The sequence below is a fragment of the Arcticibacter sp. genome (genome assembly GCF_045629565.1).
In the GTDB taxonomy this organism is placed as follows: Bacteria; Bacteroidota; Bacteroidia; order Sphingobacteriales; family Sphingobacteriaceae; genus Arcticibacter.
Genome location: NZ_JAZQRL010000073.1, coordinates 1 through 15,586 on the forward strand (window position 1 = coordinate 1; position 15,586 = coordinate 15,586).

A 15,586-nucleotide genomic window follows, 5' to 3' on the forward strand; every position below is an offset into this window, starting at 1 on the left:
AAATTATAGCTATTCAATGAGCTTAAACCCACCTTGATAAACTTACCTAACCTGTGGTCAATACTTACCTTAGCGCTATAGCGTTTCATACCTTGACCCGGATAAATCCCACCTGCCTGATAATATCCTCCTGAAAAATCATACTGCGTATTTTCAGTTCCACCGGTAACACTGACCTGGTGATTGGTAAGCAACGCAGACTCGTATAACATATCCTGCCAGTTGGTATTATTCCCTGCCAGGTACTGCGCATACTCCGTCTTGTCCGAAAATACTGTACGCGCCGGATTATCAGAAACTAAGCTGGGATCATCAACACCCGTATAAGTTCCAGCAGCCGAACCGTTTACGCGCGCCCATTTTCTCAACTCCAGAAATTCATCAGCATCCATCACATCATACTGACCTAAAACCCGGTTAAAGCCCGCATATGCGCTATAATTGATTACTGCCTTCTGATTCTTTCCCCTGCGCGTATTAATCAGCACCACGCCGTTTGAACCCCTTGAACCATAGATGGCCGTTGCCGACGCATCCTTCAGAATCTGAGCAGAAACAATATCATCCTGACTGATGTCATTGAGGTTTCCGTTGAAAGGAACCCCATCCAGAATAATTAGGGGACTGTTATTTGCACCCAGGGATCGCTCTCCCCGGATCCGTATGGAAGGAGCAGACGCAGGGTGGCTGTTTCCCCCGCTTTTCAAAATGGATATCCCCGGTGCCGTACCTTGCAGCGCGGTAGCAACGTTACCTGCGGGAATATCCCGAAGGGCTTTCTCGCTGACTGAAGAGACAGCACCCGTTACGTCAGACTTTTTACGAGTACCATAGCCCACTACAACGACCTCTTCCAGCTGCCGACCGCTGTCAGGCTTCATCCTGATGGTCATACCCGGTGATGCCTCCAGGGTTTGAGAAGTATATCCGATAAAAGTAAATGTCAGCACAGCATTCCGGCCTGCCAAATTGATTCTAAAATCTCCATTAAGGTCCGTGCTGGTGCCTCCGGTACTTCCTGAAGCTTTTACCGTTACACCTGGCAGGGGATTCCCTTCCTCATCGAGCACTTTACCCGTGATGGTGCTGGTCGATCCCACCGGACCTTGTGCTGATGTCTTCACAGCACCTAATAAAGCGATAAAAAGAAGTAATAGTACTCCTTTCTGATTGGTTAATGAACAACGTTGCTGCAGCGTTGAACATGTTACTGAAAGTAAATCCGTAAAACGTTTGTCCATGTTAGTAATTAGTTGATTTTCTAGATTTAATAGCTACTCGTCCCTTTTCGTGAAATGTTTGTCGGCCTCCTCTCCCTCAGGTCGATCTTTTGGTTATGGATAAAAGGCGATGCAACAACTCGTGTTTATAATTGACAAATCGAAATTAAGTGAACTAAATTGATTTAGCAAATAGTTTTTAAAGATTTATCAGCGCGGCAGCATTGACTCGCTTGCCTCACCAATCTGTAGAACCGAGGTTATTCACCGGACATACCGTTAGTACTGTTAGTCTGAAAGACTCCAAATTATCTCAAGCACAATGCTTTTTCGGATGGTGAGATAGTGCACCAAATTGATCATCTGTAACATCTCAATAGTAGTATATTTACTAAAAGCCATTCAGGCTCTTACAGATTACTTATCCATATTTACCGAACCAAGAATCAATTCAGATGGATCCGAAACAGTTGCAAGGCGATTTGTCAAGCATAATCGATTGCATAGCGCAACAAAAATTGGACGGCCCAGATGGAGCTGTAGAATTATTTAAGAAGCATCTCGATTCCGTCAAGTCCCTGGGGCCATTTAACCGCGAAAAATGGAGTGAAAACTGGCGGTATGAGGTATATTCTTTAGGAAAAACGTTCAGTGGTATAAGTCCCGCTCCCTTCGTAGCCGAGATAGACAAGAAATTGAACGATTGTCAGGAAAGTGAGAAAGAAGCGTTCTGGTTCATAAAGTGTGAACTGATCTATAATTTTTTTTCGCAGGAGCGCGCCGGCCATCTTGCAGATCTCGTAACCAAATTTCCACTCAATCCCGAGTTCAGGCACAATTTCGGGCATTGCTACTCCGACAGGCTGGAGTTCGAAAAAGCTGTTGAGCAGTATGAATTAGCGATGAAACTCGATCCCGGCAATGAAGTATTCAAGAAAAGCATATTCGTTTGTCATCAGGAGTATCTCATCAGTCTCGCAGAAGGAGAGAAGTTTGAGGAAGCCAAAAAATATTCCATCGAATTTCAGAGCAAGCCCTATTATAAATCAAGTTTCCATTATAAAAACACCTTTGTTGACTTCACCAGAAATATAGAGATACAGAAGAGATTTAAGGATAAGTTGACCGCGTTGGAAACCGACTTTGAAAAAATGGTGCATACCAAGTTTGAAGAGGAACGAAAGCGGGTAATTGAGCTTTTGGGATTCTTTTCAGCCATTATGGCCTTTATTCTAACGACAGTTTCCGTCGCCAGATCTTTTTCATTTATTGACGCATTTTTCTTTGTCGTCGCCCTCGGTATAATCCTCATAGTATTCTTAACAGTGATAAACTACCTATTCAACAGCAACAATCATAAAAAACCCAGGTGAAGGGAGATTGAGGTCTCATGAGAATATCTTACATTGATGTCCGATTTATACAATTAGCGTAACCTGTAAAATCGCGTTTTGCAGAACAAAACAAACGAACATGCGGAAATTAATCTTAGGCTTTATGGCGGTGCAGCCCTCACAGACGCGCTAATGCAAGAAGGGTTGATAGACGAATTCCGGCTGTCAGTACATCCCATACTACTTGGCGCCGGCACCCCCTCTTCCGCCACCAGGACACGAGAACTAAACTCGAATTGCTGGAATGCAAAACTTAAGAAACCGGGCTGGTGTCGCTTAGATACCGAATCAACAACTAGATCCATCATTCCAGAACAATTAACTTTAATATCTCTACTCTTGCTATTTATTCCATTCCTCTGATCCCAGAGGGAGTAAACAGTCAAAGTACCTGTACGTGTCGGCGGTTTCATTCAACACTTCAACGTTGTTTTTTATCGTCGGGCTTCCATTCAATCATATCGATACGTGGCATAGAGAATGCCTCCAACACCTTTCTGTATTCATCCAAGCGGTCCAATATGATCGATGATACCGGAAATATCATTCCCTTAGATACATACTCCTTTCTTAGTAAAACGTGATGGATCAGATAACGGTGTATCCGCCCGTTACCGTCTACAAAGGGATGTATAAACACAAACCCGAATGCAATAGCGGCTGCGGCCAGCACAGCATCATAATTCGGATTATTTTCCAGTTTGGCAGTTGTATCAATCAGGCCGGTCACCAGGTTTCCAACATCCTTCCACCTTGCTGAAATATGGTCTGGCACAGGTGTACCGTACCGCCTGTCATGCTCACCTATAAAACCATCCTGCTGGCGAAGCCCCATCGGTACCCGGAAGATTGTTACGTATCCGATGCCCTTTCATCACTTCTATTCCGTTGGTAATTGCGTACTGTATTTTACTGTCTACTAAATCTACGTAGTTACCAGTGGTGAGGCCCGGGAGATCAAGCGTAACATCCATTAACCATTCGTATAAGAACCATATTTTTCTCCTATACAGCCCGGTAAGTTCCTCCGCTATCGAATGAGCCAATTCTATGGGATCGAGTATTTCGAAAAGTTTTTTTTACAGATATAGTTCTATTCCCTCATATTTAAGGGCAAATGTTAGGTGCCCCATGAGGGTATCCTCGGGCTTGTGCCTTGGTGTAAATACTTGCCATTCGTCAGTTCGATACTGTCTGTGCTTATGGCTGATGATGGACAACACGTCAGGCTTTGGTATTTCCAGATGGTAAGCCTGCACAAGCGGTGTATCCCGCTAAAAATCCCTCTTCCTGAGCCATTCTATCTTGGAAAACACTTACAACATGTGAAAATTGAATATTATTCATAATATTCCTGAAAATCGATTATGAACCATAAGTTATGAAAATTCTATTTCCTCCTAAACTTTGATTCTCGCCATGCTTGCAGAAGGACATTTTGTTTGTTTTTGTCTATTGTTAAGATATTAACTGTAAAGTCTCTCGTCCCAAAGAGGTGACTATACATGAGGAGTTCCATAACTATATCATCTGGCAAGTAAATGATCATCTTGTTAACATAGAACTTCAGACCATCGATTGTCTCAGTTGAAGATAAAGAATCAATCCTCGGATTTTGCATTTGTGCTTTAAATGTTTCATACAAGACATTCTGCACTGCCCGATGGCTTTCCAGATAATTTCCATCCTTTGTCGAATCAAAAGGCTGATAATTGGATTCGAAGTAATTGAACCTGTCACTGTTAAACACAAATATAGTCTTGGCTTGGTTATCCACCGTCCCATCAATGGTGTTCTCAATAGCCTCTGCCCCTCTATTCTGCATCTTTTGCCAATCTTCACGACTTACCATTTCGAAGTTCTCAGGAATGGTAATTGTCCAGTCGAAATCTTTATTATAAATCTCTTTCGGCGCAGCTGTTGTTTGTGCTATGCAGGAAGAAGATGCAAAAAGGATCATAGCCAAAATTGCAGGTTGCATCACATTAAGGCTGTTCAGCATTTGTGATCTGTACAAGGTTGCACAATAACGGAGGACTGATAAAAAAGACACCAGGACTGAAGGATATCCTAATAGATTCATTGAGGTTATTATATAAGGTTTTAGATGTCACTAAAGTAAGGAATTTTACTCTGATCTTTCTACCGTCCAGGTTCCTCAAGCTGTAAGGATGGTCTTCAACTTCAGCGATGTGACTGGATACAACAAGCCGATAAGAATTATCAATCTTAGGAAGTTCGTCAATTGATATCTGGATGATCTTGTTTGATAGCTACACCTGCTGCAATAAACTGTCATCTCCGGTAGTAAACGACTAGTGTATCGCTCAGGGCGACATAACGCAGCGAGAACTCGCCGTCTTTGCCGGTGAAGGTGCCGTTGACACTACCTTTTATGCGCACCAGGGGCGCCTATCGGGGCCTGCCCCTGATAGGCGGTTACCCGGCCGCGGATGACAGAAGTTCCCTGACTATAGGCCGCCACAAGTTGCATCAAGGAAAAAAAGATAATAATGATAAAGTAGGCGAGCACCAGCGCTCTGCCTTTCTCTCTATCTGAGGGTTTAGGTTCAGGTTCGTATTTCATTATATGTTTATGGAAATGGAATGGTGATCAACTCAAGGGCCGGCCTTCTTCACCGGCAACAAAGACCAGCTGCTCGTCATTGGGATTGTAGCGATGTTCCAGATATACGGCTATTAGCAGTTCGGACAGATCCTGGATGAAAACGCTCAAATGGCTAGGGTCACGTTCTATTCTGCGGGACTCGCAGATCACTTCTGCCCGGAAAAGCAGCGTTCCGGTTTCTGCAAGGGAATATTTCGAAAAGAACTTGTCGATCATCTTACCGGGGCAGTAATTGTTGGGGATAAGGAAGCGATTGAGGTATTCAGTACCCGGACCGTACTCGGGTCCCAGAATATCAATGGGGATACGTTTGGTTTTTTTAGACATGGTGAGGAATTTGGAAAAATTGGACAATAGAATTCCCGGAAGCTTTTTAGAGCTTCTTTTCGATAGGGTCGTGATTATAAAAACTTGTTATTAAGCCTGGCTCTTAAGTCATTCCGGTGAACAAATCAGGTTTTTCAGCAATTGCTTCCTTGAGGCGGAGTGAAATGAATAATCAACCATTCTCTCACATAGATCCCGGAGGGGAAAAGTGGGTTGAATTGATCTTTTGAATAGTTGATACCGTTTCATTGTTCAAATTTTGAAGCTCTTGAACAATGAAATCTATGATAAGGAATGTCTCTCTCAAAAAGAGATGGGACTTACCTCGTTCTCCGCTGATGGCCGTAGGAAGCCGTTGGTGAGACACAAGAGCAAGCCCATCTCTTCCCGCAAAGGTAGAGTATGGGCATTGAACTCCTGAATTTGCACCATTTGAAAATTTCCTACGTTTTCAGCAGCAAGATTCAGCGTCAAATGCCAAATAAAATATAGATAACTAATTTGTTATCTCTCATTCTTACAGAGCTAATATATAAACAATGGTACAAAAATCAAAAATTTATCTACCCCATTGAAGGATGTTAGCAAATCTCTTTTAGATAATATTCGAGATGTTTCGAATATCTCCGCTTTCTCTTTACATTATAAATCAAGTACGCTTTCGAAGACTGGTACTCGGGCTGTCCTCTAAAGCGCTTTCAAGGACCTTGGAGCACAGCCCCAACTATGTAGCGACTATTGAAAGCCTGATAAGAGATGCCACCTATCCACCACACGAATTACCAAAACTCGCTGCAGCATTATCCTGCCATATTCATGACCTATTGCCCCCGGATGAGATGAATCAGCATAGCGACGGATCAACTGTCGAAAAGAAAGTGTTAAGCCTGTCTAATGATGATGATGCCCATCTGGTATTAGAAGGACTGATAAAATTTGGTTTCTTTGATAGCTACAAGTCGGAAGCAGACGTTGCCAACCACCTCTTCATTGAGGGAAAGGAAGAATCAAAAGTCATCACTGCCAAACTAGAGCAATTTGCCAATGAGGGTATTTTGCTTAAAAACAACGATCTCTTTATTACCAGCTAAATTTGATACAAATGTCAGCATCTCCAGACGATATGCAGGTGAAAGCAAACATACAACGCCCATCTTCTTTCTTTGCTTAGCCAACGGAATATTGATATGTTTGGCCTGAAACGTCCTCAACCCACATGTCCGAATCAAAAGGAGATATAAAGCGAACCCGAGCCTCACTGGTGATCATGTCCAGGATGGATTATGAGATTGCACGTAACGTATACGAACTCCTCCCTGCCGCAGGAATCAGCGACGAAGACCTTTCATTCCTCCTTGGAAAGCCGAATACATATTTTTTCGCTTTGCTTAATCCTACTGAGAAGAAAAAATTTAAAACTGCGCAGCTGGATGTATTGCCCACCATCCTGAACACCCCTATTCGCAAAATCGTACCCAACAAAATCTCACCCGGAGAAATTGTAAAACTTCATAACACCTCCAGAACAGTACATGACGACAAGATAGTCTACCGACACACCGTAGAGTACATTGACGGCAGCAGATCCAACGTCAAACCCTGGACAAAAAAGTTGGTAAAAGGGGAACGCAGAAAAAAGAACCCTCATCTGCATGAGGAGCTGATTAATTTGGTGCACAGCGGCTATTTTTCTCCACCTAAAACGGCACTGCAGATATATCTTCGGCTTGTCGAAAAGAGTGATCTACTTTTCCCCCCTGCCGATTTACAAAAAAGTTTGGCAGTGCTATCTCGTAAGGATGGCCCTGAATCGGTCTTGAAGGCGGAAATCATGAATGGGTGTTATTGGTATGTAGCGAAGCACTAAGAAGCATTAATTATTCTCAGCTGCAAGAAGCTGTGAATCTTTTATTTATAAGAAAAAACTGTGTATATTAGATATACAGCTTAAACCTATCAATGAAAAGATTCTACTTTCTTCTTCTTGTCATATCCTTTTTCAGTCCTTGTGTCGCAGACGTCCCGTCTCATCTTCCTTTATCAATTACAGAGACGAGAGACATCACTGTATACATAACTCGCACAGGAGAAAAATTCCACCGGGGCAGTTGCAGATATCTTAGGCAAAGCAAGATCAGCATTGGAAAAAAGGAAGCTATCAGAAACGGGTACTCTGCCTGCAAAATATGTAAACCATAAAACTAAAACCTAAATTATCCGGCAAAATTTCGAATTGTTCGCGATCTGATCGCAAACAATCCTGTTGAGAAATAAGGCAACTTTCGGCTCGTAACTGGCATTCATTTAGAATGTTTATCTATAAGATTCTCTAAGTATAGATGAAAGGTCTTCCCTCTTCGCTGATATCGTCTAATCCAGAATTCTAAACTAGTTTTCCAGCTTAATTTTTGGGATTAAGTTTCTTTAGCATCTCAAGTCTAACGTTCATTTGATGCATAACTGTTTCTTCATAATCATGCGTCTGATCTCCAAACTTGGAAACCAATACAAACATTTCTATAGAAAAAAGAAAAAGAAACCATAATATCCAGACAATTAATGCCACCAAACTTTCTAACAATATCGACATCAGCAATTGTAGCTCATCAAGAAAGCCCGTTTTTGATTTAACCTCCCGCTCAACATACTCTCTGATTGTAATCAACTGGCCCTCAAGCTTCGACTTGCGAATGATATAGCTGGTTATTTGTCCTTGTAGCGGCTCCAGAAGACTTGCTTTAGGATTTGGAACTGCTGTTTGGTTATTAACCTTTGTGGCCGGCTTGACTTGTCCCAGGGAATCAACAACGTAGTTGGTGCTTGAAGTCGTCAAAGAGATTGTAGGACGAAGCGTTAACTCGTTTTGTAATGCCAGGCGCTCCGCCTCTTTTGACATAATTAGGGAATCATTGGCTCTTATTTGGCGTTTCAATTCAGTTGTCTTTGATGGCAAAATTGAGTCGATGTACTGCTGGTTATATGCGATCTGCCTCTTTTCGATATCATCTTTGAAGATTATCTGATCTATTATTACAGACCCTATTATCGACATTATTATGCCGATGAATACTCGAAATCCTCCAGCCCAACGGTTCTTTCCTACACTTAAAATTATCTGACGCTCTATCTGGATGATGACAATAATTAGGATCAATGCGCCAATAATTCCACCATAGAGGCCAACGTGTAGATAACGGGTCGTAAATAAATAGCCGATGAAGCCCCATAAGATGCTTATAATTATAAGTGCTGAGGTATATTTTTTTACCGCCTTGACCGAGACTTCGCTAGACTGTCTTACAATCTTATAGTTGTACCCTGTTAAAAAACAACCGAACCTTAACCAGCTGTCTCTCATAAAGTTCTATCTAAGAATAGTTTGGACTGTGTCAAGGTTGAAAGCCCTCTCATAAATCCTCTTTGATAAGAAAGAACTATTCGCTGAGTTGCTCCTCTCTGGCTTTCGTTATTGAGTCGAATGATCTCAATTTTAGCCATATGATCTTTAAGAGTTCCTTGAAGTGTTTTAAGCTCTTCCACTAAATCTATCAACCCCGCTCTTGATCTGGATGCAATATGGAAGTCAACTTCCTTAAATCTATCTTGATAATAAGTACCCACCTTTTGTATCAGTATATCCAAATCCTGCGATAGGAGCCTTATATTATCGGATTTATAACTATCATCAGGGTTAATTAAAGCATCGTTATACCCTCTGCCCTCAAAATCTTCGAGAAGGAAATTATAGATAGCTTGTATTCCAAGTTCGTTAGGCTTGTTGATTTCCTCTGGAGCATTCTCTTCAATGAAGACCGTTTTTGGAATTTCGGTAGTCGTAGTGACTAAAGGCTGCTCTATCTGTTGCTGTTTTCTAAAAAAATTGAATAATCCCATTTAGCTGTCTTTCACGGTAAATAAATAGTTGGAACCTCATATACTCTATGGCCTATTTGATGACATGATTTACAAAGCGTAATCATCAAGTGGTCAGCGTATTCCCATGGCTGTTTGAATCGATTCAGCTTTCTCAAAAAATGATACTGACGGTGATGCACCTGTAGGTTCAGTTGACCCTGACAAATCCGACATTGATGTTTATCCCGCTCAAGTATCTGCTGTCTCCTATGTTTCCATCGTGGATCAAATAACACGGCTCCGTATGAACCATGTGATATGCTCGTTTTCATTAACGGAGTTTACTTATTCTCGATGGCACGTAGAGGAGCAATAAAAGCACCCATCTACATTATAATAAAAACTCTTTGCCGCCAACACCGCTGCTTCACAATATTCGAACTCCCCTAAATAGATCTGATTTTGTTGACTGGGCAGGAAGATGCAAGTTTCAGTATGAACCTCATGTTCGCCACTCTCTTGTGGTTTGCTGTTTACGTAAAATTTCTTTTTCATATTTCAATTTTAATAGTTCTCAATAGTTTGATGTAATTCTAGCCGATGGCTATATATCTCATCCAGGTTACCAAGCAGTATCTTCTCTCCCGCATCTTTCCCATTATGAAATATTTCAAGGTATTTGTTCGAAGTATTGAAATGGAACCGGCAAATAGGTTTCCTGTTGTTGTTATCGAGCAACACTCCGAAATAGGATTGGGTATCCCTGGCGGCTATTCGTCCAGATGGAATTTTTTCTCTCAGGATCGCTTTCACCATTTGGAAAGCTTCAAGCTCTTCCTCTGTAGTCGTAATTTTAGCGCTGTCGCCAGTTTCGATTATTGGATTAACATTGTTGTCTTCCTGTTTCTTTTCGATCTGCTCATTGATGTTCAACGCAGACTTCAAACGATCGCTAATGGATTCATTGATAGAAATAGTTAAGGCTTTTTTAGTATACTCTTTGAATGTCTGCATGCGATTTGCAGTTAGGGACTTGTCAAAAAAACGACTTACCAGTAATCTTACCAGGTCGTCTGAGGGGAGTTCAATCTCCTTCTCAAACTCCTTGCGAATAGCCTTGATATACTTCAATGCTTCCGCCGAATCGAGAATAGTCTCCAGATTATATTGCTGTTTGGTAAAGCTCTCCAGGATCTTAATCGAACTATCCTTCAAGTCCTCAATATTAATGGTGAAAAATGGTTTCTCATCCATGATGTTCGGCTTTTCCAGATCCGTGTAGAAGTTGTATACTGTACCATTTGTAAGGACCCCGAATCTGGCTCTGGAGACATGATAGTACCGGTGCAGCTGCGAGTTGTGAGCATCAGCACTTTCTTTCCAGTGCTTACATTCAAAAATGAGTATAGGCTCGTCATTCTTGCGGATCACATAATCAACTTTTTCACCTTTCTTAGTACCTATGTCGCAGATATGCTCGGGCACTACTTCCGTCGGGTTAAAGATGTCGTATCCCAGGATTTGTATAAACGGCATGACAAACGCATTTTTTGTTGCCTCTTCTGTATTAATCTGGTCTTTTAGCCCTACTACTCTTTGGTGAAGTTGCTCCAGCTTTAGTTTAAGATCCATGTTGTGTGAAATTTCTAATTGTGATTGTGATTCAAAGCTACATAGCGCCTGGTACGGAATATTACGGAAAACCGTAAACTGGATCTTCTCTGGATAACGGATCGTGTGACGAAACTAAAAAGCACAGTGAGACAAGAATAAATCTTGCCCCACTGTTAACTTACCCATTATTCTTGTTAGGGATATATGGGCGGAATACGCCCACCTTCACCTCCGGTTTCGTCAGGATCATTTTCCTGGGTAACATGCTGAACGCTATCTGAATCTGTAGTTGGCTGTGTAAACACAGGCGATGCTGTAGCCAATGATAAGGCTATGATGATTTCTAACATTTCTCAAAAATTTAAAAGTGAACTACTCCTGCAGGCTGACACCGAATCCCTCGGTGGGGCACTGCAAACCAGGTAAGAAGCGCTTCTTACATTTTTTGGGAAGGAAGAGCATTGTTTGCGGCAGCTTGTAGCCGCTTCCCAACGGATATCGGCTATCGCATTCTCTGCTCGTTTAGAAACCGGATCTGTGCACGTCCCTGCTAGCTATCAGGTTCTCGTCCGATTTTCTGAAGCAAATATAGAGGCGAAAAACACTGATTATCAATGAATTCCAAGCATTCCGATCATTCCGGAAGGATTCCAAAAAAGCGTACGGGAATCCGGAAATTCTTGTAGATTTATCTTAATATTTTTGAGAATGTTTGATCATTATAAGACGTTTGTCCTAAAGAGCTACCAACAAAAGATATCTGCAGGTACACTTTCACCGAACCTCGTCAATCCAACTCCAGCGAAGGTGAAAGCCGAATGCAAACATGTATGTGAAGAGAGGTTTTTAAAGAGTGATGAAGGGTTGTTAAGAATATTTTTCCGTCAGCAGGATGGTCCAGACGCTTACTGCCACGCTATTAAACAACGGGACACCGATACCTTTAAACCTTTATGCAATTTCCTGAAGGGGGGCACAAATAATACTGAAACGAAAAATGTAGAATTGTTGGCATGGCTGATAGACGTTGCGCCCAGACCTTACGCGATATGGAAAAATTCAATCAAAGCTAATAATGCAGATGAGCTCAGAGTTGCCGTAGAAGAGAAAGATGACAACGTTCAGATTATGCAATCTGATGAAGCTAAAGAGGAGGAAAAGGAAGGGATAGGACAGCGAACACACTTTTACGCGGAAAAACCACTGGAGACCGAGCTGAGCTCGAAAAAGGTAAAAGCAGTTGATCGTTTAAACGGCTTGAAACCCTATAAAATTTCGCTATTAGTTTTCCTGCTGGTGGTGACTTGCATCAGCGCTTATTTGATAGATAGTCATGTTGCAGGCAATGGCATTATGGGGAGAACGGAAGAATGTATGTATTGGGACCAGGATCACTATCAACCTGTACGCTGTAGTAAGAAGATAAACGGCGTGACCGTATATGCATTAGATACTGCAAAGGTGGCTCGTTTGAGAAAAATCACCAGACCGGATACGCTCACCATAAGCTCAGTGGGTTCTGTGTGGTACTCCAAAATAGATGGCAATGTAGAATTTTTCACATCCGGTGGATTTCATCCGATAGTTACCACCAGACAACTTAAGCCAGTGAGTCAACTTATCATTGGCAAGTATGCCGGACAACGGCAGTAAAATTTTAGATAAGACCCATGTCTTTACAGAAAGCGACCAGCTGCTCGTTGTTCGAAAATTCTAACACTTCTTTTATCCGGGTCAGACGTTTTTCCACGCTGCTTAATCCGCTTGGTTTAAAATTATTCTGCTGAAGATAAACTGGAATATCTTTCTGACGCATTCCGCAGGAGAGCAGAGATATAATGGTGATATCCAGCTCCGAAAAATCATAACTGTTCGTTTGTTTAATAGCATTCCGAAGGTGAGAAGCAAAATGCCGTCTGCCTTTGAATATACTTTCTAATGCTATCTTCAACTCCTGACTGTCATTCCGGGCCTTTCGTACGTATCCGTCGATATTCAGCTGGTTGAAAAGCCTTTCTATCACCATAGGCCGGCCCTCCGCAGAGAAAGCCAGCACTTTCAATTCTGGTAATATCTGCTTAGCTGCTTTAATAAGTTCTATGCCGTCTGGTATCGCCTGCTTATTGCTGTCATCATCAAAATATATGTCCGTAATTAAAAGGTTAAACGGCTCACCAAAAGGGCTTTTTCGAATCATTTTAAGTGCATCGTCGCAATAATATACATGAGCCACATTTGTTGCACCCAGGTCACTCAGCGTCTTCTGAACGGATATATTTATACTCTGGTGGTCTTCAGCAATGAGGATATTTTTCAGCATGTTATTCCTGTTAAATTGGAACTAAAATCTGGACCTTAAGCCCTTGTCCTTTGTTATCACCAAAGCTAATGGAACCATTTAGATCTTTTATACGGTTTTCCGTATTAACAAGTCCGTTCCCATACTGGAGATTCGAAGGAAGGCCCTTGCCATCGTCGGTATAAATGATGACTATATGCTGCTTCTGTTGCTCGAATCTGACAACAACTGTCCTTGCATGACTATGCTTGGTCATGTTAACCATCAATTCCTGAAGAATATGTTCTAACTCATTAAGAATCCGAATACCCACGCCGCCCCACAGCTCATTGCTGTTTCCGGCTACAAGTACTCTGGTATCTTGGCTAGCAAAAGACTTAAGCAGCTCAGCTACCCTATCCTGGAAATGATTCAGATGAATTGGTGACTTTTCATATGAGATGTCGCGGGACTGCTCATATAACACGTCGATCTTATCCAGCAGCTGCTCTCTCGCCAAATGATCATTGTGTTCTAATTCGGTCATGATACGATACAACCCGTTAGCAACTACGTCGTGCACTCTCTTAGACGTTTGAAGCTGCATTTCGCGGAGCCGGTTCTCGCTTTCCATTTCTAGACGCTGTCTTCTCTTTCGATACCAGAGGATCGCCATAATGACTGTAGCCACAAAAAACGAGAGAATTGTGTAAAGCACAATATTCTGTCGGACAATCCTATACTTTTTTTCTGTGACCTCTTTTTGTAACTCGAGATTATCAGCCTTCGCTTTTTCTGCTTCGTATCGTATTAAAGCAAACTGGTTTTTAGCTGCACTACGCGTAATTTGTATACTGTCGTTTAGGTGTTGGTATTCGGAAAAATATTGTTGAGCTGCATGAGGCGGACTAAGCTTAATAAGCTCACGTAATGCAGGAATCCGATCCACGGGGCTGTTTAATTTTCGGGCTATATGGTATCTTAGCTTGGCATAGAACAGTGCTGAATCAGGTTTATACGACTTGTAATAATCTGTCAGATGTGAATAGCTGGCGTTTTGGCCCCATAGATCATCCTTCTTAATCCGAATCTTCAGCGCTGTTAGCAATTCTGGAGCAGCGTGATATCCTGGCTGCAGAAGCCACTGTGCCCTCGCTTTGTTCGACAAAGTACGGGCATATTCCGTTCCTCCTCTCTTCGACTCTGAAAGTACTTTCTTATATATTTTCAAGGCTTCAAGGTAGTTTCCACTTCTTTGGTATGTAAGTGCCTTGTTATTCAAAATAACTAACTGAAATGCGCGGCGACCCGAAAACTTTAACGCGGCATCATAATATGGCAAGGCAGCCTTGTATTCTTTCAGGTTCATAGCGGCCAATCCAAGGTCATTATAGTTTGAAGCAAGACAACCCCAATGTTTAGGGTTTTTCTCATCCAAATACGCAAGCGATCTCAATAAGATTTCCTGACTGCCAAAGTAGTCTCCGGCTTCTGCTGTAATAGCGGCCATATTATTATAAGAAAGTGCACGCTCTAAGCTGTCTTTGGAGGTCGTCGCAATCTTATTGAAGTAGTAAAATGCGGAGTCTTTCTGTAGGGATAAAAAACTCTCTGCTTTCTTATATTCATCTGTCTTAACAATCTTCACTTCAGCGCTCCTTTTCTGACAGGCGGCAATTATGAGCATCAGAATAAAAAGGACGATTGACGGATTTCTCAAGAGCTTTTTTCCCTGAAAGTAATAAAAAGAATTCTAATCACGACCATGAAGCAAACCTTGTCTGGCCTTGCCTTTTCCTTTATACTTTCAGCTATCAAGCTATAAATCAAGCATCGGAGCTACTTTGCAGCTTTAGAGAACGATACCCTTTTCCCGACCTCAATGTGATTAACATCGCCTTCACGCCTTGTTTGCTTCTTTGCTACAGCTGTTTTGCGCCCTATGCTTCGTTCCAGATCTCGCAGCAGCCTGTTACCCTCATAACACATCATACTGATGGCTACTGCCCGTGTTTGCTGTTTGTCGTTAAGTTCCATATTCACCGGTCCCGAAGGGTACTCCCCCGCTTCTTCAGCCGCATAAGCGGCGATTATCGCACACGGACTGAATTCCTTGTTATTCAGCAGCACATAACCCTCCTCCATCCGTGTTTCAGCATAAGCCAGCAGCGATACGCTCAGCATCAGGAGCTGGTCTGCTTCAGCCCGGGCGACAAAGCGGATCTCCTGCGCCTCCAGCTGTCCGTATTTGCGCAGCTCCACATCCCTG

At 42.2% G+C, this 15,586-nt stretch carries 17 protein-coding genes and 1 pseudogene; 5 read left to right on the top strand and 13 right to left on the bottom strand.

The window, feature by feature from the left end:
• A partial coding sequence (locus tag ACKI5J_RS09405) for a SusC/RagA family TonB-linked outer membrane protein (RefSeq protein ID WP_407428828.1) occupies positions 1 to 1,241 on the bottom strand: 1,241 nt, incomplete at its 3' end.
• Between the two features lie 434 nt (positions 1,242 to 1,675).
• Here ACKI5J_RS09405 and ACKI5J_RS09410 point away from each other — a divergent pair.
• The gene (locus ACKI5J_RS09410) at positions 1,676 to 2,593 is read left to right on the top strand and encodes a tetratricopeptide repeat protein (RefSeq protein WP_407428830.1); all 918 of its coding nucleotides are present in this window, start codon (positions 1,676 to 1,678) and stop codon (positions 2,591 to 2,593) included.
• 153 nt (positions 2,594 to 2,746) lie between these two features.
• On the top strand, positions 2,747 to 2,977 hold the full coding sequence (locus tag ACKI5J_RS09415) for a hypothetical protein (protein ID WP_407428860.1): 231 nt from the start codon (positions 2,747 to 2,749) through the stop codon (positions 2,975 to 2,977).
• A 58-nt stretch (positions 2,978 to 3,035) separates the two neighbouring features.
• Here the strand turns inward: ACKI5J_RS09415 and ACKI5J_RS09420 are convergent, their stop codons facing one another.
• The 5 genes from ACKI5J_RS09420 to ACKI5J_RS09440 all read right to left on the bottom strand — a co-directional run bounded on the left by ACKI5J_RS09420 (position 3,036) and on the right by ACKI5J_RS09440 (position 5,570).
• Positions 3,036 to 3,449: a Fic family protein gene (locus ACKI5J_RS09420; protein WP_407428832.1), complete on the bottom strand. Its 414-nt coding sequence runs from the start codon at positions 3,447 to 3,449 to the stop codon at positions 3,036 to 3,038.
• Positions 3,415 to 3,660, bottom strand: coding sequence for a hypothetical protein (locus tag ACKI5J_RS09425; RefSeq protein ID WP_407428834.1), 246 nt, complete (start codon positions 3,658 to 3,660; stop codon positions 3,415 to 3,417). Before ACKI5J_RS09425 ends, ACKI5J_RS09420 begins: the two co-directional genes overlap by 35 nt.
• A 344-nt stretch (positions 3,661 to 4,004) precedes the next feature.
• Positions 4,005 to 4,697, bottom strand: coding sequence for a hypothetical protein (locus ACKI5J_RS09430; protein WP_407428836.1), 693 nt, complete (start codon positions 4,695 to 4,697; stop codon positions 4,005 to 4,007).
• A gap of 303 nt (positions 4,698 to 5,000) precedes the next feature.
• On the bottom strand, positions 5,001 to 5,201 hold the full coding sequence (locus ACKI5J_RS09435; protein WP_407428838.1) for a hypothetical protein: 201 nt from the start codon (positions 5,199 to 5,201) through the stop codon (positions 5,001 to 5,003).
• Between the two features lie 27 nt (positions 5,202 to 5,228).
• Entirely contained in the window at positions 5,229 to 5,570 is a 342-nt protein-coding gene (locus tag ACKI5J_RS09440) for a hypothetical protein (protein WP_407428840.1), read from the bottom strand.
• 611 nt (positions 5,571 to 6,181) lie between these two features.
• On the opposite strand from ACKI5J_RS09440, the gene ACKI5J_RS09445 reads away from it, so the two are divergent.
• Both ACKI5J_RS09445 and ACKI5J_RS09450 read left to right on the top strand, forming a co-directional pair.
• Positions 6,182 to 6,661: a hypothetical protein gene (locus ACKI5J_RS09445; protein ID WP_407428842.1), complete on the top strand. Its 480-nt coding sequence runs from the start codon at positions 6,182 to 6,184 to the stop codon at positions 6,659 to 6,661.
• Between the two features lie 125 nt (positions 6,662 to 6,786).
• Complete coding sequence (locus ACKI5J_RS09450; RefSeq protein ID WP_407428844.1) at positions 6,787 to 7,437, top strand: hypothetical protein; 651 nt, start codon at positions 6,787 to 6,789, stop codon at positions 7,435 to 7,437.
• A gap of 534 nt (positions 7,438 to 7,971) precedes the next feature.
• Here the strand turns inward: ACKI5J_RS09450 and ACKI5J_RS09455 are convergent.
• The 4 genes from ACKI5J_RS09455 to ACKI5J_RS09470 all read right to left on the bottom strand — a co-directional run bounded on the left by ACKI5J_RS09455 (position 7,972) and on the right by ACKI5J_RS09470 (position 11,389).
• Entirely contained in the window at positions 7,972 to 8,928 is a 957-nt protein-coding gene (locus ACKI5J_RS09455; protein ID WP_407428846.1) for a DUF4407 domain-containing protein, read from the bottom strand.
• A complete protein-coding gene (locus ACKI5J_RS09460) occupies positions 8,925 to 9,464 on the bottom strand; it encodes a hypothetical protein (protein ID WP_407428848.1) in 540 nt (179 codons plus the stop codon). The genes ACKI5J_RS09455 and ACKI5J_RS09460 overlap by 4 nt, the downstream gene beginning before the upstream one ends.
• Before the next feature lie 525 nt (positions 9,465 to 9,989).
• Complete coding sequence (locus ACKI5J_RS09465; RefSeq protein WP_407428850.1) at positions 9,990 to 11,057, bottom strand: type I restriction endonuclease; 1,068 nt, start codon at positions 11,055 to 11,057, stop codon at positions 9,990 to 9,992.
• A gap of 176 nt (positions 11,058 to 11,233) precedes the next feature.
• A complete protein-coding gene (locus tag ACKI5J_RS09470) occupies positions 11,234 to 11,389 on the bottom strand; it encodes a hypothetical protein (protein WP_407428852.1) in 156 nt (51 codons plus the stop codon).
• Positions 11,390 to 11,747: 358 nt separating this feature from the next.
• Between ACKI5J_RS09470 and ACKI5J_RS09475 the strand changes: the two genes are divergently transcribed.
• Entirely contained in the window at positions 11,748 to 12,692 is a 945-nt protein-coding gene (locus tag ACKI5J_RS09475) for a hypothetical protein (RefSeq protein WP_407428854.1), read from the top strand.
• A gap of 4 nt (positions 12,693 to 12,696) precedes the next feature.
• Here the strand turns inward: ACKI5J_RS09475 and ACKI5J_RS09480 are convergent, their stop codons facing one another.
• The 3 genes and pseudogenes from ACKI5J_RS09480 to ACKI5J_RS09490 form a co-directional block, all read right to left on the bottom strand.
• The gene (locus ACKI5J_RS09480) at positions 12,697 to 13,359 is read right to left on the bottom strand and encodes a response regulator (protein WP_407428856.1); all 663 of its coding nucleotides are present in this window, start codon (positions 13,357 to 13,359) and stop codon (positions 12,697 to 12,699) included.
• Positions 13,360 to 13,369: 10 nt separating this feature from the next.
• Entirely contained in the window at positions 13,370 to 15,037 is a 1,668-nt protein-coding gene (locus tag ACKI5J_RS09485) for a tetratricopeptide repeat protein (RefSeq protein ID WP_407428858.1), read from the bottom strand.
• 119 nt (positions 15,038 to 15,156) lie between these two features.
• Positions 15,157 to 15,586 (bottom strand): annotated as a pseudogene (locus tag ACKI5J_RS09490) (hypothetical protein); the annotation flags it as partial.